The 17,520-nt window shown below is 65.5% G+C and carries 16 protein-coding genes; 12 read left to right on the forward strand and 4 right to left on the reverse strand.

From position 1 onward, the window contains the following. Positions 1–74: 74 nt before the first annotated feature. From glpK to AC5P5R_RS09305, 3 genes are all read right to left on the reverse strand, one after another. Positions 75–1,574 (reverse strand): glycerol kinase GlpK, encoded by a 1,500-nt coding sequence (gene glpK / locus AC5P5R_RS09295; RefSeq protein ID WP_100438907.1) that lies wholly within the window; start codon positions 1,572–1,574, stop codon positions 75–77. Between the two features lie 105 nt (positions 1,575–1,679). After that, positions 1,680–3,185, reverse strand: coding sequence for a glycerol-3-phosphate dehydrogenase (glpD, locus tag AC5P5R_RS09300; RefSeq protein ID WP_100438906.1), 1,506 nt, complete (start codon positions 3,183–3,185; stop codon positions 1,680–1,682). 188 nt (positions 3,186–3,373) lie between these two features. Beyond that, entirely contained in the window at positions 3,374–4,009 is a 636-nt protein-coding gene (locus AC5P5R_RS09305) for an OmpW/AlkL family protein (RefSeq protein ID WP_005411140.1), read from the reverse strand. Positions 4,010–4,195: 186 nt separating this feature from the next. Here AC5P5R_RS09305 and AC5P5R_RS09310 point away from each other — a divergent pair, with 186 nt between their 5' ends. The 3 genes from AC5P5R_RS09310 (at position 4,196) to lpdA (ending at position 8,514) form a co-directional block, all read left to right on the forward strand. Then, positions 4,196–4,711 (forward strand): DNA-deoxyinosine glycosylase, encoded by a 516-nt coding sequence (locus AC5P5R_RS09310; RefSeq protein ID WP_099524342.1) that lies wholly within the window; start codon positions 4,196–4,198, stop codon positions 4,709–4,711. A 167-nt stretch (positions 4,712–4,878) separates the two neighbouring features. Beyond that, positions 4,879–6,597, forward strand: a complete 1,719-nt coding sequence (gene aceF, locus AC5P5R_RS09315) for a dihydrolipoyllysine-residue acetyltransferase (RefSeq protein ID WP_099484398.1) — start codon at positions 4,879–4,881, stop codon at positions 6,595–6,597. A gap of 108 nt (positions 6,598–6,705) precedes the next feature. After that, positions 6,706–8,514 (forward strand): dihydrolipoyl dehydrogenase, encoded by a 1,809-nt coding sequence (gene lpdA, locus AC5P5R_RS09320; RefSeq protein ID WP_099484397.1) that lies wholly within the window; start codon positions 6,706–6,708, stop codon positions 8,512–8,514. Positions 8,515–8,968: 454 nt separating this feature from the next. On the opposite strand, the gene AC5P5R_RS09325 is transcribed toward lpdA, so the two are convergent. Further along, positions 8,969–9,787, reverse strand: coding sequence for a hypothetical protein (locus tag AC5P5R_RS09325; protein ID WP_032967007.1), 819 nt, complete (start codon positions 9,785–9,787; stop codon positions 8,969–8,971). Between the two features lie 457 nt (positions 9,788–10,244). Between AC5P5R_RS09325 and AC5P5R_RS09330 the strand changes: the two genes are divergently transcribed. The 9 genes from AC5P5R_RS09330 to AC5P5R_RS09370 all read left to right on the forward strand — a co-directional run bounded on the left by AC5P5R_RS09330 (position 10,245) and on the right by AC5P5R_RS09370 (position 17,461). Beyond that, the gene (locus AC5P5R_RS09330; RefSeq protein ID WP_005411135.1) at positions 10,245–10,610 is read left to right on the forward strand and encodes a hypothetical protein; all 366 of its coding nucleotides are present in this window, start codon (positions 10,245–10,247) and stop codon (positions 10,608–10,610) included. 31 nt (positions 10,611–10,641) lie between these two features. Then, positions 10,642–11,442 carry a F0F1 ATP synthase subunit A gene (gene atpB, locus AC5P5R_RS09335; protein WP_005411134.1) on the forward strand — a complete coding sequence of 267 codons (801 nt, stop codon included), beginning with the start codon at positions 10,642–10,644 and terminating at the stop codon, positions 11,440–11,442. Between the two features lie 73 nt (positions 11,443–11,515). Beyond that, on the forward strand, positions 11,516–11,821 hold the full coding sequence (gene atpE, locus AC5P5R_RS09340; RefSeq protein ID WP_005411133.1) for a F0F1 ATP synthase subunit C: 306 nt from the start codon (positions 11,516–11,518) through the stop codon (positions 11,819–11,821). A gap of 106 nt (positions 11,822–11,927) precedes the next feature. Further along, positions 11,928–12,398: a F0F1 ATP synthase subunit B gene (locus tag AC5P5R_RS09345; RefSeq protein ID WP_005419512.1), complete on the forward strand. Its 471-nt coding sequence runs from the start codon at positions 11,928–11,930 to the stop codon at positions 12,396–12,398. 2 nt (positions 12,399–12,400) lie between these two features. After that, positions 12,401–12,928 carry a F0F1 ATP synthase subunit delta gene (locus AC5P5R_RS09350; protein WP_005411131.1) on the forward strand — a complete coding sequence of 176 codons (528 nt, stop codon included), beginning with the start codon at positions 12,401–12,403 and terminating at the stop codon, positions 12,926–12,928. Between the two features lie 44 nt (positions 12,929–12,972). Then, on the forward strand, positions 12,973–14,520 hold the full coding sequence (atpA, locus tag AC5P5R_RS09355) for a F0F1 ATP synthase subunit alpha (protein ID WP_100438905.1): 1,548 nt from the start codon (positions 12,973–12,975) through the stop codon (positions 14,518–14,520). A gap of 97 nt (positions 14,521–14,617) precedes the next feature. Beyond that, complete coding sequence (gene atpG, locus AC5P5R_RS09360; protein WP_005411129.1) at positions 14,618–15,481, forward strand: F0F1 ATP synthase subunit gamma; 864 nt, start codon at positions 14,618–14,620, stop codon at positions 15,479–15,481. Positions 15,482–15,518: 37 nt separating this feature from the next. After that, on the forward strand, positions 15,519–16,925 hold the full coding sequence (gene atpD, locus AC5P5R_RS09365) for a F0F1 ATP synthase subunit beta (RefSeq protein WP_005411128.1): 1,407 nt from the start codon (positions 15,519–15,521) through the stop codon (positions 16,923–16,925). Positions 16,926–17,038: 113 nt separating this feature from the next. Then, the gene (locus AC5P5R_RS09370; RefSeq protein ID WP_005411127.1) at positions 17,039–17,461 is read left to right on the forward strand and encodes a F0F1 ATP synthase subunit epsilon; all 423 of its coding nucleotides are present in this window, start codon (positions 17,039–17,041) and stop codon (positions 17,459–17,461) included. Positions 17,462–17,520 lie beyond the last annotated feature (59 nt).

Consider the following 17,520-nt stretch of genomic DNA (forward strand, 5'->3'; position numbering starts at 1 on the left):
TGCCGGCCACTGGCCGGCAATCTGCAAACGCCGCCAAGGATCATGGGGTTGCCGGCCAGCGGCCGGCACGACCTTCAGTCGACGTGGAAGGCGAGGGTGGCCGCCACGGCCTGCTGCCAGCCTGCATAGAGTTTCTCGCGCCGCGCCACTTCCATCTGTGGCTCGAAGCGCCGGTCCAGGCCCCATTGCGCGGCGATCTGCTCGCGGCTGGACCAGAACCCGACGGCCAGACCGGCCAGGTAGGCCGCGCCCAGCGCGGTGGTCTCGGTCAGCCGCGGCCGCAGCAGAGGCACCCCAAGGATGTCGGCCTGGAAGCCGGCCAGGAAATCGTTGCCGATCGCACCGCCGTCGGCGCGCAGTTCGGTCAGCGCGATGCCCGCATCGGACTGCATCGCATCAAGCACGTCGCGGGTCTGGTAGGCCATCGCCTCCAGCGCGGCACGCACGAAGTGTGCCTTGCGGGTGCCACGGGTCAGGCCGAACATCGCGCCGCGCACATCGCTGCGCCAGTAGGGCGCGCCCAGACCGACGAATGCCGGCACCAGATACGCGCCGCCGCTGTCCGGCACCTGCGCGGCCAGTGCCTGGCTGTCGCTGGCACGCTCGATCATGCGCAGGCCGTCACGCAGCCACTGCACCACCGAGCCGGCGATGAAGATCGAGCCTTCGAGTGCATATTCCACGCGCCCGTCCAGGCCCCAGGCAATGGTCGTCAGCAGGCCGTTGCGCGAGCGCACCGCCTGCGTGCCGGTGTGCATCAGCATGAAGCAGCCGGTGCCATAGGTGTTCTTGACCATGCCCGGCTGGAAGCAGGCCTGGCCGAACAGCGCCGCCTGCTGGTCTCCGGCGATGCCGGCGATCGGGATCGGGTGGTCGAAGAAGAACTGCGGCCGGGTGTGCGCATACACCGTGCTGGAATCGCGCACCTGCGGCAGCATCGTGCGGGGTATGTCCAGCAGCGCCAGCAGGTCGTCATCCCAGTCCAGCGTGTGGATGTTGAACAACAGGGTGCGCGCGGCGTTGCTGTAGTCGGTCACATGCGCCTGGCCGCCACTGAGGTTCCATACCAGCCAGCTGTCGATGGTGCCGAACAGCAGCTCGCCACGCTCGGCGCGTTGCTGCGCACCTTCCACGTGGTCGAGGATCCAGCGCACCTTGGTGGCGGAAAAATAGGCGTCGATCAGCAGGCCGGTGCGTTCGCGGACCAGTGCCTCATGCCCGTCGCACTTCAGTCGCTCGCAGATGGCATGGCTCTGCCGCGACTGCCAGACGATGGCATTGTGGATCGGCTGGCCGGTGGCGCGGTCCCAGACCACGGTGGTCTCGCGCTGGTTGGTGATGCCCAGCGCGGCGATATGACGCGGGTCGATCTGTTCGCGGCTGAGCAGTTCGGTCAGCGTGGCATAGACACTGGTGAGGATCTCGCGCGGGTCATGCTCGACCCAGCCGGGTTGCGGGAAGATCTGCGCGAACTCGCGCTGCGCACTGCCGACGATGTCGCCAGCACGGTCGAACAGGATCGCGCGCGAACTGGTGGTGCCCTGGTCGATGGCCAGCACGTAGCGGGGCGTCATGCAGCGTCTCCGGTGGCGATGGGGAAATCCTAATGCATCGATCGCGTCGCGCGCGGCCACCCTGGTAGCTGCCAACCTTGGTTGGCACACGTGGCAACACGGGGGTCAGAGCCCTTTCCCTGGGAAAGGGATCCGACCCCCCATCCACGCCTGCAGCCGCGCCACCTGCGCCGCATCCAGCCGCAGCCCCAGCTTGCTCCGCCGCCACAGCACGTCCTCGGCGCTACGCGCCCATTCGTGGTCGCGCAGGAAAGCCACTTCCCGCGCATGCAGGCCGCCGCCAAAGTCCTCGCCGAGATCGTTCATACCCCGCAGGCCGTGCAGCAGCTCCGCGCTGCGGCTGCCGTAGGCGCCGGCCCAGCGGCGCGCCATCTCTGCGGGCAGCCACGGTGCCAGTGCCTGCAGGCGCGAGCACGCCTGCGTGGCGTCGCCCCAGTCGCTGCCCGGCAGTGGGTGGCCCGTTGCCGTCCATGCCGGTCCCATCTGCGGCAGGGCGGGGCGCAGCAGGTCCAGCGCTTCTTCGGCCAGCACGCGGTACGTGGTCAGCTTGCCGCCCAGCACATGCAGCGCGGGCGCCGGGCCGGACTGCAACTGCAGGCGGTAGTCACGGCTCAGCTTCGCTGCACGCGGATCTGGATCGGCAAGTAGCGGGCGTACCCCTGCGAACTGCCAGACCACGTCCTGCGGGGTGATCGGCTCGCGCAGGTAGTGGTTGGCGGCCTCGCACAGGTAAGCCACCTCCGAAGGCAGCACGCTGCACCGGGCCGGGTCGCCGCGGTAGTCGGTGTCGGTGGTGCCGACCAGCAGGTGGTCGTGGGCGAACGGCAGCAGGAACACCACGCGGCCATCGGGCTGCTGAAGCAGGCAGGCGCTGTCGTCGGGCCAGGGCCGGCGCAGCACGATGTGGCTGCCCTGTACCAGGCGCAGGGCGGGGCCGCCATCGCGCGCCTGCATACGTTCCAGCAGGCCTCCTGCCCAAGGGCCGGCTGCATTGGCAACGGCCCGGGCGATCACCGTTTGCTGCCGGCCGTCGGTGGCTTCCAGCGTGGCCTGCCAACGGCCCAGCACAGGGCGCAGTTCAATGCAGCGGCTGCGCACATGTACCCGTGCGCCACGCCGGGCGGCGTCCAGCGCATTGAGCAGTACCAGCCGCGCGTCATCGACCTGCGCATCGGCGTAGCTGAAGGCCTGCCGCAGCGCCGGGGAGAGCCAGGGGCCGAGCGGGTCGCGTTGCAGGTCCAGTGCGCGCGAGGCGGGAAAACTCGGGCTGCGCCGGCCGAGATGGTCATACAGCCACAGGCCCGCGCGCAGCATCCAACGCGGTCGCAGGTGGGGTTCCCATGGCAGCACGAAGCGCAACGGACGGACCAGATGGGGGGCCTGCCGCCGCACTACTTCGCGTTCACCCAGTGCCTTGCGCACCAGTCCGAACTCGCCCTGTTCAAGGTAGCGGAGGCCGCCGTGGATCAGTTTGCTGCTGGCGCTGGAGGTGTGCGCGGCCAGGTCATCCTGCTCGCACAACAGCACCCGCAGGCCGCGGCCGGCCGCATCACGGGCGATGCCGGCGCCGTTGATGCCGCCACCGATCACCAGCAGGTCGACGTCGTCCATCGCGTCTCCGTGTCCTGTGTGTGCGTAGAGTCGACTGTCAGTTGACTGCCTTTTGTAGAGTCGAGCCATGCTCGACTTTTGAAAGAGCAGTCGACTGACAGTCGACTCTACAGAACGCGGGTGACGGAAACGACGACGGGCCCCGCAGGGCCCGTCGCGTTACATCGGTGAAGCCGGTGCTGCCTGGATCAGAAGCGGGCACCGATGCCGAAGCCGACGGTCCACGGATCCATCTTGGCTTCGCCGATCTTCTCGCCGCCGACCTTCACGTCCGGACGCGAACGCATGTAGCGGGCATCGGCACGGGCGAACCAGGTGGAGTTGATGTTCATGTCCACGCCGACGGTGCCGATCACGCCCTTGGCGTCCTTGAGGCGGATGTCGGAGCTGCTGCCGTCGGCCAGCGTTTCATTGCTGAAGCTGGACTGGTAGTAGCCCACGCCCACGAACGGACGGAACACGTTGTCAGCCTGGCCGAAGTGGTACTGGCCGCTCAGCGCGACCGGCTGCTGCTCGACGTTGCCCAGGCGGGCATTGTTCGGGCCCTTCACCTTGTGGTCGAACTTGTCGGCGGCGCCCCACAGTTCAACGGCCCAGTTGTCGTTGATGTAGTAGCTGAAGCTGACGGTCGGCGCCGGGCCACCATCGACCTTCTTGATGCCGTCGATCGGATCATTCTTCGGCTGCAGCAGCGCGACGCCGCCAACCACGGCAAAATGCTTGCCCGAAGCGGTATCGGTGGAGCTGCTGTCCTGGGCGAAAGCAGCCGGCGCGAAGGCGGCGGAGGTCAGCAGGGCGAGACTCAGGATACGGATGGAGCGCATGGGGGTATCTCCTAATGTTTCTTGTTTTGGGCCCCCGGTTGCGGGGCGAGCACACCGTAGTCGCCTCAACATGAATCGAATCCGACGCGCGTTAAAAAATAGTTTTCCTTGTTCAGCGATCAGCGCGAAAAGCCTGTATCCATGGGGTTTCTGGTCGTCAGTGGCATTCATTCAGTTGGAGAAGATGTGAGCGCGGCAACGCTGTGCGTCGGCCTGCAAGCGCAGGTGAACGTGGATTGCAGGGTGCTGCTGCTGGGTTCGATGCCAGGCGTGGCATCCCTCCAGGAGCAGCGTTACTACGCGCATCCGCGCAACCGCTTCTGGCCGCTGATGGCCGATATCTGCGGTTTCGACGCGGCTCTGCCCTATGTGCAACGGCTGCAGGCGTTGAACGCCGCGGGCATCGGCCTGTGGGATGTGATCGGCCGCTGCGAGCGGCGCGGCAGCCTGGATGCCGACATCGTGCGTGGCACGGAAGTGGCCAATGCGCTGCCGGAACTGATCGCCACGCTGCCTGAGCTGAAGCTGATCGGCTGCAATGGTGGTGCCTCGCTGCAGGCATTCCAGCGCTGGGTGCTGCCACGGCTGGAAAGCCCGCCGAAGCTGGTCGCATTGCCGTCGACCAGCCCTGCCAATGCGGCGTGGTCGTTGCCGCGCCTGCGGCAGGCCTGGCAGCCGGTGGCCGACGCGCGGGCGACATGAAGCGGACATCGTCCGGACAATACGCTACCGACTGGTCGCGGCCGCGACCCATGGGCAACAGCCTGTCCCGGCTGCGTGCGTACTGAAAACACCTGTAACGGTTGGCGCTGGACCCCGCTGGCCGCACAATAGACGTTTCCCTACACCAGATTGCCGGAGTTATCCCCATGGCCGAAATCAAGGAAGCACTTGTCCCCGATATCGGTGACTACAGCGATATCCCGGTAATCGAGGTGCTTGTCGCCGTCGGCGACACGGTCAAGAAGGACCAGGGCCTGGTGACGCTGGAAAGCGACAAGGCGACCATGGAAGTGCCGTCCTCGGTGGCTGGCGTGGTCAAGGAACTGAAGGTCAAGGTCGGCGACAGCTTGTCCGAAGGCAAGGTCGTGGCCCTGATCGAAGTGGCCGCAGGCGATGCCGAAGCCGCCAAGCCGACGGCTGCCGCGCCGGCACCGGCCAAGGCCGCTGCCCCGGCTGCCGCCACCCAGAGCGCACCGGCCCCGGCCGCAGCTGCGCCGGCCGCCCCGGCTGCCAGCGGTGGTGCGGTTGAAGCGCTGGTGCCGGATATCGGCGACTACGCCGGCATTCCGGTCATCGAAGTGCTGGTCGCCGTCGGCGACACGGTCAAGAAGGACCAGGGCCTGGTCACGCTGGAAAGCGACAAGGCCACCATGGAAGTGCCGTCGTCAGTGGCCGGCGTGGTCAAGGAGATCAAGGTCAAGGTCGGCGACACTCTGTCGCAGGGCAATGTGGTCGCCATCATCGAAGCCGAGGGCGCTGCCGCGCCGGCGCCGACCAAGGCGGCCGCTGCGGCCGCTCCGGCTGCCGCCGAGACCGCCACCAAGGTCGAGCCGGTCGCTGTGCCGGTGCAGCCGGACAAGCTGGCGGCCCGCGAGATCGCCTCGGCCGGTACCCCGTCCAGCCCGCCGGTGCAGTTCAACGCCGATGGCGTGCTGCCCGCCAAGGTGCCGTATGCCACCCCGGCGGTGCGTGTGTTCGCCCGCGAACTGGGCGTGGACCTGCTGCAGATCAACGGCACCGAGAAGGGTGGCCGCATCACCAAGGGTGACGTGCAGAAGTTCGTCAAGGCCGCGCTCAGTGGTGGCGTGCCGGCTGCCGGCGGTGCTGCTGTCGCTGCCGGCGGTGGCCTGAACCTGCTGCCGTGGCCGAAGGTCGACTTCAGCAAGTTCGGCGAGACCGAAGTGCAGCCGCTGTCGCGCATCAAGAAGATCTCCGGTGCGAACCTGGCCCGCAACTGGGCGATGATCCCGCACGTCACCCAGTTCGAGCAGGCCGACATCACCGACCTGGAAAGCCTGCGCGTGGCGCTGAACAAGGAGAACGAGAAGGCCGGCATCAAGCTGACCATGCTCGCCTTCCTGATCAAGGCCAGCGCCGCAGCGCTGAAGAAGTTCCCGGAATTCAACGCCTCGCTCGATGCCAGCGGCGAAAACCTGACCCTGAAGAAGTACTTCCACATCGGCTTCGCCGCCGACACTCCGAACGGCCTGGTCGTGCCGGTGATCCGCGACGTGGACAAGAAGGGCGTGGTGCAGATCGCGCAGGAAACCGGCGAACTGGCCAAGAAGGCACGCGACGGCAAGCTCGGCCCGGCCGACATGAGCGGCGGCTGCTTCTCGATCAGCTCGTTGGGCGGCATCGGCGGCACCGCGTTCACTCCGATCGTCAATGCACCGGAAGTGGCCATCCTCGGTGTCTCCAAGTCGTCCATCCAGCCGGTCTGGAACGGCAAGGAATTCGCACCGAAGCTGATGCTGCCGCTGTCGCTGAGCTACGACCACCGCGTCATCGACGGCGCCCTGGCCGCACGCTTCACCACGTACCTGTCCCAGGTACTGGCCGACATGCGCCGCGTGCTGCTGTAAGGCACCCGCTTCGCCCCCACCGTGCGGCCGCAGCCCCTGGCGCGGCCGCGTGAACAGATGCAGTGACAGCCCACCGGCCATGCCGGGCGGGCATGAGGAAAACCCACCATGGCCACGATTGAAGTCAAGGTTCCCGACATCGGCGATTACAGCGATGTGCCGGTGATCGAAGTGTTGGTCGCCGTCGGCGACACGGTGAAGAAGGACCAGGGTCTGGTGACCCTGGAATCGGACAAGGCCACCCTGGAAGTGCCGTCCTCGGCTGCCGGCGTGGTCAAGGAGATCAAGGTCAAGCTGGGCGACACCCTGTCCGAAGGCGCCGTGGTCGTGGTGCTGGACGCTGAAGGCGCCGCCGAAGCCCCGGCCAAGGCCGCTGCGCCGGCTCCGGCTGCAGCCGCTCCGGCCAGCAAGCCGCCGGTGACCCCGTCGCACCGCGCCCCGGCCGAACCGGCTGCGCCGAAGCCGGCGCTGTCCAGCGGCAAGCCGGCCGACATCGAATGCGAGATGGTCGTGCTGGGCTCGGGCCCGGGCGGCTACACCGCCGCCTTCCGCGCTGCCGACGTCGGTCTGGATACGGTGCTGGTCGAACGCTACGCCAGCCTCGGCGGCGTCTGCCTCAATGTGGGCTGCATTCCGTCCAAGGCGCTGCTGCACGCCGCAGCGGTCATCGACGAAGTGGCCCACGCGGGTGATTTTGGCGTCGAGTTCGGCAAGCCGACCATCACCCTGGACAAGCTGCGCCAGTACAAGGAAAAGGTCGTCAACCAGCTGACCAAGGGCCTGGCCGGCATGGCCAAGCAGCGCAAGGTCCGCAACGTGCAGGGCGTCGGCAAGTTCATCTCGGCCAACGAGCTGGAAATCACCGCTGCTGACGGCAGCACCCAGCTGCTGCGCTTCCAGAAGTGCATCATCGCCGCCGGTTCGCAGGCGGTGAAGCTGCCGAACTTCCCGTGGGACGACAAGCGCGTGATGGATTCCACCGACGCGCTGGAGCTGGCCGAAGTGCCGGGCTCGCTGCTGGTCGTCGGCGGCGGCATCATCGGCCTGGAAATGGCCACCGTGTACAGCGCGCTGGGCAGCAAGGTCACCGTGGTCGAGTTCATGGACCAGCTGATGCCGGGCGCCGACAAGGACCTGGTCAAGCCGCTGGCCGACCGCCTGAAGAAGCAGGGCATCGAAGTGCACCTGAAGACCAAGGCCTCGGGTGTCACCGCCGATGCCAAGGGCATCACCGTCACCTTCGAAGCCGCCGAGGAAGGCCAGGCGCCTGCGCTGGCGCAGGGCACCTTCGACCGCGTGCTGGTGGCCGTGGGCCGCTCGCCGAACGGCAGGAAGATCGATGCCGAGAAGGCCGGCGTGCAGGTGACCGACCGTGGCTTCATCCCGGTTGACCGCCAGATGCGCACCAACGTGCCGCACATCTTTGCCATCGGCGACATCGTCGGCAACCCGATGCTGGCCCACAAGGCCACGCATGAGGGCAAGCTGGCCGCCGAAGTGGCTGCTGGGCACAAGAAGGAATGGGTGGCCCGCGTGATTCCGTCGGTGGCCTATACCAACCCGGAAATCGCCTGGGTTGGCGTGACCGAGACCGAAGCCAAGGCCAAGGGCCTGAAGGTCGGCGTGGCCAAGTTCCCGTGGGCCGCCAGTGGCCGCGCGATCGGCATCGGCCGCACCGAGGGCTTCACCAAGCTGATCTTCGACGAAGAAACCCACCGCATCATCGGCGGTGCGATCGTCGGCGTGCACGCCGGTGACCTGCTGGCCGAGATCGGCCTGGCGATCGAGATGGGTGCGGAAGCCGAAGACATCGGCCACACCATCCATGCCCATCCGACGCTGAGCGAGTCGGTGGCGATGGCCTCGGAAATCTACGACGGCACGATCACCGATCTGTACATGCCGAAGAAGAAGTAAGGCGCCCGCGCCGTTCCGAACGAAAAGCCCCGGTTTCTGCCGGGGTTTTTTGTTGGCTGCAGGAATGTCTTCGGCTGTTGTCATCGCGAGGGTCCGGGCCACTGCGCGGGTGGCAGGCATTTCGACAAATGTCCCCCGTCGCCCGCCTGCGGCGGTCGCCTCCTCCTTTACTTTGTCGAAATGCCCGCCACCCGCGCAGTGGCTCGGCTTGCGGATAGTCAGAGCCAGTGCCAAAGCCGCCCGGATTCCTGACACGCGGGGGGAGAGGGGCTTGTGTGCGAAGTAAAGGAGGAGGCGTCGGCCGTAGGCCGGCGCCGGGGGACATTCGCACGCAAGCTCCTCTCCCCCCGCGCTCGACCAACCTGCTTCTCTGCTCGACGATGCCACAAAAAACGCGGCCCCGATGTTCCGGAGGCCGCGCCAGGAGAGAGGGTGCCGTGGAAGGGGCGGGGGATCAGAACACGAAGCTGATACCGGCCACCGGGCCCTTGAATTCCTGCTTCAGGCCGACAGTACCGTCGCTGCCCTTCTTGTCCACGTCCAGCTTGAACCAGTCATAGCCGGCGAACACGCCGAAGTTCTTGGTGAAGCGGTAATCGACGATGGCATTGGCGCGGCTCAGGTCGCCCTTGTAGTCATCGAAGCTGCCCCAGCGCGTGTTGAGGTACTGGCCCTGCAGCGTGATCATCCAGCGCTCGGACGGAGTGAAGGTCATGCGGGCGCCCACCACAGGTGCCACGCCATCGGCCTTCTCGTCGAGGAACTGGCCTTCGTACACCGTGCCCAGGTCGGCGTAGCCCTTGGTGCTGACCTTGGCGTACTCGCCACCGATCTGCAGGCCGAGGTCGAAGGTGTCGGTATCAACCACCGAGTAGTCATAGACCAGGCTGGCCACCTGGTACTTCAGCTCACCCTTCACGAAGCTGCCGGCCGGCACGTTCTCACCGCCGAAGGAAATGCCCTGGTCGAGGGTCTCGCGGCGGTCCTTGTCGTACTTGAAGTAGTTGAACAGGAGGCGCTGACGGTTGCTGATGCGGAACATGCCGTCGATGCGCGGCTCCCATTCCTTGCCACCCAGCTTGAAGTCCTGGTTCAGGGAGATGTCCTGGCCGGCCACGGTGGTGCTGCCGCGGAGGGTGTTGTCCGAATCGATGTTCATCGCACCCAGACGGATGGCAAAGCGGTCATCGCCTTCGGCGGCGTGGGCCGCATTGGCGAACGAGGCGCCGGCAGCGAGCAGGGAGAGGGCGAGCAGGGTGGGTACGGGGCGCATCGAAGAGTCCTTGCAGTGGTTCATCAGAATGAAGGCCACTCTGCCGGACAGGCCCGTCCACCATGCGTGAACGTATGGTCCATGGCATGTGTACGGTTCAGTGCTGTCGCGACGATGCAAAAAGATGGCCCCGGAGCCGGGCTTCGGGGCCATCGTGGGACCTGCGGGGCGGAGCCGACGAGGATGCTGCAGGCAGGTCGAATGATCGGACCGGCATGTCTGACGAAAGTTCCGCAGCCTGCGACCAAAGTTCAATAGTGCGTCGCAACATGGTGCGGACGTCATTGTCCCCCTGGTGGCACGCAAAAATGTAACCGTTACCGCAACTTGCGGCTTCCAGGGATGAACAGGGAGCGGTTGTCTCGCAAATTGTCCCATTGCTATAATTTGGCGGCTCGATGAGGCCCCCCTGCTGTAGCCGCCTCAGCCCTCCACTTGCAACCACGCGGGACGTCCTGTGCTGAACTCCGTTGATGCGGGTCGGCGACTGATGCTGCGCGCCGCGGTCTACCCGCTGGCCGCAGTGGCTGTCCTGGCCCTGGCCTTCCTGCTGGTAGGTCCGAAATACGCCCTCGGCGCGCTGGCGTCCGGTGTGGCCATTTCGGCCGGTGGCTGGGTGGCGGCACGGATGGCACTGGGCGGTGGGGCACTGGCCGCAGGATCGGCGATGGCTCGCCTGATCATTGCGATCGTGGCCAAGTGGGTCGTGGTTTTCGGCGTCCTGCTGGCGGGGTTCCTGGTCTTCAAGCTGCCTGCATTGGCGCTGTTGGCCGGTATCGCCGTCGGCTTGATGTTCCAGGTCCTGGCGATGGCCAGGCGTTGACAGAATTCAATTAACTGAAGGTTCCGGACACATGGCGGGCGAGGCTCTAACCCCTACCAGCTACATCCAGCATCACCTGCACAACCTGACCGCGCCGGTCGGCAAGGGTGAGGGTATGTTCTGGCATATCCACGTCGATACCTTCCTCACCGCGGTCCTGATGGGCCTGGTGATCGTTGTCGCGTTCTGGCTGGGCACCCGCAAGGCCACCGCCGGCGTGCCGGGCAAGTGGCAGGCCTTCGTTGAAATCTGCCTGGAGTTCGTCGACCGCCAGGCCAAGGACACCTACCACGGCAAGAGCAAGCTGGTCACGCCGATCGCCATCACCATCTTCTTCTGGATTCTGCTGATGAATCTGCTGAAGATGATCCCGGCCGATTTCATCGCCAAGCCGCTGGAATGGGCGGGCGTGCACTACTGGAAGCCGGTGCCGACCGCTGACGTCAATGCCACCCTGGGCATGGCCATCAGCGTGTTCTTCCTGATGCTGTTCTTCGCGCTCAAGTCCAAGGGCCTGGGCGGCTTCATCAAGGAATTCCTGACGGCCCCGTTCGGCAAGTGGATGATGCCGTTCAACCTGATCCTCAACATCGTCGAGTGGCTGAGCAAGCCGATCTCGCTGGCGATGCGACTGTTCGGCAACATGTTCGGCGGCGAAATCGTGTTCCTGCTGATCTGGGTGCTGGGTGGTGCCGGTTTCTTCGGTGCCATTGCCGGTGGTGTGTTCGGCCTCGGCTGGATGCTGTTCCACCTGCTGGTGATCCCGCTGCAGGCCTTCATCTTCATGATGCTGTCGATCGTGTACCTGAGCCTGTCGGAAGACGCTCACTGAGTTTCAAGCTTCAACGCGTTTCAACCTTCATCCGTTTCATCACCCTTAGCAACTTAAGTTCCTGGAGATAACCATGTACTTCGCCGTCCTGACCAACTTCGCGCAGATTCAGAGCTCCACCGCCCTTGCCGTCGGCATCATGATCGGCCTGGCCGCGCTGGGCGCCGGTCTGGGTCTGGCCATCATGGCTGGTAAGTTCCTGGAGTCGGCCGCCCGCCAGCCGGAACTGATCCCGGTCCTGCAGGTCCGCATGTTCATCACCGCCGGCCTGATCGACGCCGCGTTCATCATCTCGGTCGCCGTTGGCCTGCTGCTGGCCTTCGCCAACCCGCTGTCGGCTGCCTTCGCTGGCGCCGTCACCAAGGCTCTGGCCGGCTGATACAGCGGTTTGAGACGACCGGGTGCTGATGCACCCGGTTTCGGATGAAGGCCGGATGTGCCGCTACGGCGGCGCGTCCACCCCGAAACCAGCGATCGAGCTAACCATGAATATCAATTTCACCCTTCTTGCGCAGGCGCTGGCCTTCGCTGGTCTGATCTGGATCATCGCGACCAAGATCTGGCCGCCGCTGATGAACGCGATCGAAGAGCGCCAGCAGAAGATTGCTGAAGGCCTCGCTGCTGCCGACCGCAGCCAGAAAGATCTGGCCCAGGCGCAGGAGAAGGTCAACGAAGCGCTGAAGGAAGCACGCACCAAGGCCAACGAGATCATCGATCAGGCCCACGCGCGTGCCAACCAGATCGTTGATGCTGCCCGTAACGAAGCGATCACCGAAGCCACCCGTCAGAAGGAACTGGCCCAGGCTGAAATCGACGCCGCCGCCAACCGTGCCCGTGAAGATCTGCGCAAGCAGGTGTCCGCGCTGGCCGTGACCGGTGCCGAAAAGCTGCTCAAGCGCGAAATCGACGCCAACGCCCACAAGGCGCTGCTCGACGAGCTGGCCTCGGAGATCTAAGGATGAGCCAGGCCCTCACGCTTGCCCGCCCGTACGCCCGCGCCGCGTTCGCGACCGCGCGCGACGAAGGCGCGTTCGCGCCGTGGTCGGACGCCCTGGCGTTCTCCGCCCACGTCGCCGCCGACCCGCGCGTGGCGGCCCTGCTCGCCAACCCGGAGCTGGGTCGTGACGACGCCGTCGCCCTGCTGGCGCCGGTGTCCCACGGCGAGACCTACTCGCGCTTCCTGGCCATCCTGGCCGAATCGCATCGTCTGCCGCTGCTGCCGGAGATTTCCGGCATGTTCGACGCCCTGCGCGCCGAAGCCGAGCACGTGGTCAAGGCCACCGTCACCTCGGCCGCCGAACTGTCGGCCGGTGAGCTGGACGCGATCAAGGTCGCGCTGCGCAAGCGCTTCAACCGCGAGGTCGACGTGACCACCGCGGTCGATGCCTCGCTGATCGGCGGCGCCGTGATCGACGCCGGCGACGTGGTCATCGATGGTTCGCTGAAGGGCAAGCTGGCCCGTCTGCAGACCGCGCTCGCTAACTGAATTCATTTAACGTCCGGCCCCGCTGCCGGCACTAGGACTTGACGATGGCAACCACGCTCAACCCCTCCGAAATCAGCGAACTGATCAAGAACCGCATCGAGAAGGTCAAGCTGGCCGCGGAATCGCGCAACGAAGGCACCGTGACCAGCGTGTCCGACGGCATCGTGCGCATCTTCGGTCTGGCCGACGTGATGCAGGGCGAAATGATCGAACTGCCGAACAACACCTTCGCACTGGCCCTGAACCTGGAGCGCGACTCGGTCGGCGCCGTGGTGCTGGGTGACTACGAGCACCTGCGCGAAGGCGACGTCGCCAAGACCACCGGCCGCATCCTGGAAGTGCCGGTCGGTCCGGAACTGCTGGGCCGCGTCGTGAACGCGCTGGGCGAGCCGATCGACGGCAAGGGCCCGCTGGGCACCGACCTGACCGCTCCGGTGGAGCGTGTTGCGCCGGGCGTGATCTGGCGCAAGTCGGTCGACCAGCCGGTGCAGACCGGCTACAAGTCGGTCGACTCGATGATCCCGATCGGCCGTGGCCAGCGCGAGCTGATCATCGGCGACCGCCAGACCGGCAAGACCGCGATGGCGATCGATGCCGTGATCAACCAGAAGGGCACCGGCATCAAGTGCGTGTACGTTGCGATCGGCCAGAAGGCTTCGACCATCGCCAACATCGTGCGCAAGCTGGAAGAGAACGGCGCGCTGGCCCACACCATCGTGGTGGCCGCGACCGCTTCCGAATCGGCTGCCATGCAGTACATCAGCGCCTACTCGGGCTGCACCATGGGTGAGTACTTCATGGACCGCGGCGAAGACGCGCTGATCGTGTACGACGATCTGTCCAAGCAGGCTGTCGCCTACCGCCAGATCTCGCTGCTGCTGAAGCGCCCGCCGGGCCGTGAAGCCTACCCGGGTGACGTGTTCTACCTGCACTCCCGTCTGCTCGAGCGCGCTGCCCGCGTGTCCGAGGAGTACGTCGAGAAGTTCACCGAAGGCAAGGTCACCGGCAAGACCGGTTCGCTGACCGCGCTGCCGATCATCGAAACCCAGGCCGGCGACGTGTCCGCCTTCGTTCCGACCAACGTGATCTCGATCACCGACGGCCAGATCTTCCTGGAAACCGACCTGTTCAACGCCGGCATCCGCCCGGCCGTGAACGCCGGTATCTCGGTGTCGCGCGTCGGTGGCTCGGCCCAGACCAAGATCATCAAGAAGCTGTCCGGCGGCATCCGTATCTCGCTGGCCCAGTACCGCGAGCTGGCTGCGTTCGCGCAGTTCGCCTCGGACCTGGACGAAGCGACCCGCAAGCAGCTGGAGCGTGGCCAGCGCGTCACCGAGCTGATGAAGCAGAAGCAGTACGCGCCGATGTCGATCGCCAACCAGGCACTGTCGATCTACGCCGTCAACGAGGGTTTCCTCGACGACGTGCCGGTCAACAAGCTGCTGGCGTTCGAAGAAGGCCTGCACGCCCACTTCGCCAACACCCAGGGCGAGCTGGTCAGCAAGGTCAACGCCACCGGCGGTTGGGACAACGACATCGAAGGTGCCTTCAAGAAGGGCATCGCCGAGTTCAAGACCACCGGCAGCTGGTAATCGCGGTCCTGTAGAGCGGAGCCGCTGGCTCCGCTGGACCAGATGACAAACGGTTGAACAACGCGGGGCAGCAGCCCCGCGCCACGGGAAACAAGAGATGGCAAGCGGACGCGAAATCAAAACCAAGATCAAGAGCGTGCAGAACACCCGCAAGGTGACGCGCGCCCTGGAAATGGTCTCGGCCTCCAAGATCCGCAAGGCGCAGGATCGGATGAAGACCTCGCGTCCGTACGCGCAGGCGATGAAGCAGGTGATCGGTCACCTGGCCCAGGCCAGCACCGACTACCAGCATCCGTTCCTGGTCGAGCGTGAGCAGGTCAAGCGGGTCGGCTTCATCGTGATCTCCTCCGATCGCGGCCTGGCCGGCGGCCTGAACAACAACCTGTTCCGCAAGATGCTGGGCGAAGCCAAGGCATGGCAGGACAAGGGTGCGGAAGTGGACCTGGTGACCATCGGCCAGAAGGCTTCGACCTTCTTCCGCCGCGTGAAGGTCAACATGGTCGGCAGCGTGACCCACATCGGCGACGTGCCGAAGCTGGAATCGCTGATCGGTGTGATCAAGGTCATGCTCGACGCCTTCACCGAAGGCAAGATCGACCGCGTGTACCTGGTATACAACCGCTTCGTGAACACCATGGTGCAGAAGGCCAGCTTCGATCAGCTGCTGCCGCTGCCGCCGGCTGAGAAGCAGGTCGCTCACCACGACTGGGACTACCTGTACGAACCCGATGCCGCGACCGTGCTCGAGCACGTGATGACGCGTTACATCGAGTCGCTGGTGTACCAGGCACTGCTGGAAAACGTCGCCTCCGAGCATGCGGCACGCATGGTTGCGATGAAGGCGGCGAGCGACAACGCCAACAAGCTGATCGGCACCCTGCAGCTCGTCTACAACAAGGCGCGCCAGGCAGCGATCACCCAGGAAATCTCCGAAATCGTCGGCGGCGCGGCAGCAGTCTGACCGCGTTCGTTCAAAGCACACATTAGAGGATGCAGCAATGAGTCAGGGCAAGATCGTTCAGATCATCGGCGCGGTCGTCGACGTCGAATTCCCGCGTGAATCGGTGCCGAAGGTGTACGACGCACTGAAGGTGGAAAACACCGAGATCACCCTCGAAGTCCAGCAGCAGCTGGGCGACGGCGTGGTGCGTACCATCGCCCTCGGTTCCACCGACGGCCTGAAGCGCAACCTGGTTGCCGTCAACACCGGCCGTGGCATCTCGGTGCCGGTCGGCGCCGGCACCCTGGGCCGCATCATGGACGTGCTCGGTCGTCCGATCGACGAAGCCGGCCCGGTGGCCGCCAGCGACAGCTGGGAAATCCACCGTGCGGCCCCGTCGTACGAAGACCAGTCCCCGGCCACCGAACTGCTGGAAACCGGCATCAAGGTCATCGACCTGATGTGCCCGTTCGCCAAGGGCGGCAAGGTCGGCCTGTTCGGCGGCGCCGGCGTCGGCAAGACCGTCAACATGATGGAGCTGATCAACAACATCGCCAAGGCGCACAGCGGTCTGTCCGTGTTCGCCGGCGTGGGTGAGCGTACCCGTGAGGGCAACGACTTCTACCACGAAATGAAGGACTCCAACGTCCTCGACAAGGTGGCGATGGTGTACGGCCAGATGAACGAGCCGCCGGGCAACCGTCTGCGCGTCGCCCTGACCGGCCTGACCATGGCCGAGTACTTCCGCGACGAGAAGGACGAAAACGGCAAGGGCAAGGACGTCCTGCTGTTCGTCGACAACATCTACCGCTACACCCTGGCCGGTACCGAAGTGTCGGCACTGCTGGGCCGCATGCCGTCCGCCGTGGGTTACCAGCCGACCCTGGCCGAGGAAATGGGCGTCCTGCAGGAGCGCATCACCTCGACCAAGAACGGTTCGATCACCTCGATCCAGGCCGTCTACGTTCCCGCGGACGACCTGACCGACCCGTCGCCGGCGACCACCTTCGCCCACCTGGACTCGACCGTCACCCTGTCGCGTTCGATCGCCTCGCTGGGTATCTACCCGGCCGTCGATCCGCTGGACTCCACCAGCCGCCAGATGGACCCGCTGGTCATCGGCCATGAGCACTACGACACCGCCCAGCGCGTCCAGCAGACCCTGCAGAAGTACAAGGAACTGAAGGACATCATCGCGATCCTGGGCATGGACGAACTGTCCGAAGAGGACAAGCAGGCCGTGTCGCGCGCCCGTAAGATCGAGCGCTTCTTCAGCCAGCCGTTCCACGTGGCTGAAGTGTTCACCGGTTCGCCGGGCAAGTACGTGCCGCTGAAGGACACCATCCGTGGCTTCAAGGCCATCGTCGATGGCGAGTACGACCACCTGCCGGAACAGGCGTTCTACATGGTCGGCGGCATCGAAGAAGCGGTCGAGAAGGCCAAGAAGATGGCCGAGAAGGCCTGATCCGGGGCGGGTGGGAGCGATCCTGCCCGACCTGACGCCGGCGCCGGGCAACCGCCCGCGCCGGTGGACTCCCACGGTGGCATTGCGCCGCCGCGAACAGCGAAGAGATTTGCATGAGCACGATCCGTTGCGACATCGTCAGCGCCGAGCAGGAAATCTTCCGTGGCGAAGCGACCCTGGTCGTGGCCACCGGTGAGCTGGGCGAACTGGGCATCGCGCCCAAGCACGCGCCGCTGATCACCCGCCTGAAGCCGGGCAAGGTGGTGGTGACCACGCCGAATGGCGAGCAGCTGGATTTCGCCATTTCCGGCGGCATCCTGGAAGTGCAGCCGCAGGTGGTGACCGTGCTGGCCGACACCGCGATCCGCGCGCAGGACATCGACGAAGCCTCGGTCCGCAAGGCCAAGGAAGAAGCCGAGCGCATCCTGGCCAACCGCGGTGAAGCCATGGAAGTGGCCGAAGCCCAGCAGAAGCTGGCCGAAGCCGTCGTCCAGCTGCAGGCCCTGGAACGCCTGCGCAAGACCCTCAAGCACTGAGGTTCCGCGCTGCATCCACGAAAACGCCGGCCCTGCGCCGGCGTTTTTGTTCGGGTGGC

This window comes from Stenotrophomonas sp. YJH_SMC_19 (assembly GCF_059367915.1).

Bases quoted from the DNA above. Each gene is read 5' to 3' on its own strand.
- glpK (WP_100438907.1), bottom strand. From the start codon at position 1,574: ATGACGCCCCGCTACGTGCTGGCCATCGACCAGGGCACCACCAGTTCG.
- atpB (WP_005411134.1), top strand. From the start codon at position 10,642: ATGGCGGGCGAGGCTCTAACCCCTACCAGCTACATCCAGCATCACCTG.
- atpE (WP_005411133.1), top strand. From the start codon at position 11,516: ATGTACTTCGCCGTCCTGACCAACTTCGCGCAGATTCAGAGCTCCACC.
- atpA (WP_100438905.1), top strand. From the start codon at position 12,973: ATGGCAACCACGCTCAACCCCTCCGAAATCAGCGAACTGATCAAGAAC.
- AC5P5R_RS09350 (WP_005411131.1), top strand. From the start codon at position 12,401: ATGAGCCAGGCCCTCACGCTTGCCCGCCCGTACGCCCGCGCCGCGTTC.
- AC5P5R_RS09325 (WP_032967007.1), bottom strand. From the start codon at position 9,787: ATGCGCCCCGTACCCACCCTGCTCGCCCTCTCCCTGCTCGCTGCCGGC.
- AC5P5R_RS09305 (WP_005411140.1), bottom strand. From the start codon at position 4,009: ATGCGCTCCATCCGTATCCTGAGTCTCGCCCTGCTGACCTCCGCCGCC.
- aceF (WP_099484398.1), top strand. From the start codon at position 4,879: ATGGCCGAAATCAAGGAAGCACTTGTCCCCGATATCGGTGACTACAGC.
- AC5P5R_RS09345 (WP_005419512.1), top strand. From the start codon at position 11,928: ATGAATATCAATTTCACCCTTCTTGCGCAGGCGCTGGCCTTCGCTGGT.
- glpD (WP_100438906.1), bottom strand. From the start codon at position 3,185: ATGGACGACGTCGACCTGCTGGTGATCGGTGGCGGCATCAACGGCGCC.
- atpD (WP_005411128.1), top strand. From the start codon at position 15,519: ATGAGTCAGGGCAAGATCGTTCAGATCATCGGCGCGGTCGTCGACGTC.
- AC5P5R_RS09370 (WP_005411127.1), top strand. From the start codon at position 17,039: ATGAGCACGATCCGTTGCGACATCGTCAGCGCCGAGCAGGAAATCTTC.
- atpG (WP_005411129.1), top strand. From the start codon at position 14,618: ATGGCAAGCGGACGCGAAATCAAAACCAAGATCAAGAGCGTGCAGAAC.
- lpdA (WP_099484397.1), top strand. From the start codon at position 6,706: ATGGCCACGATTGAAGTCAAGGTTCCCGACATCGGCGATTACAGCGAT.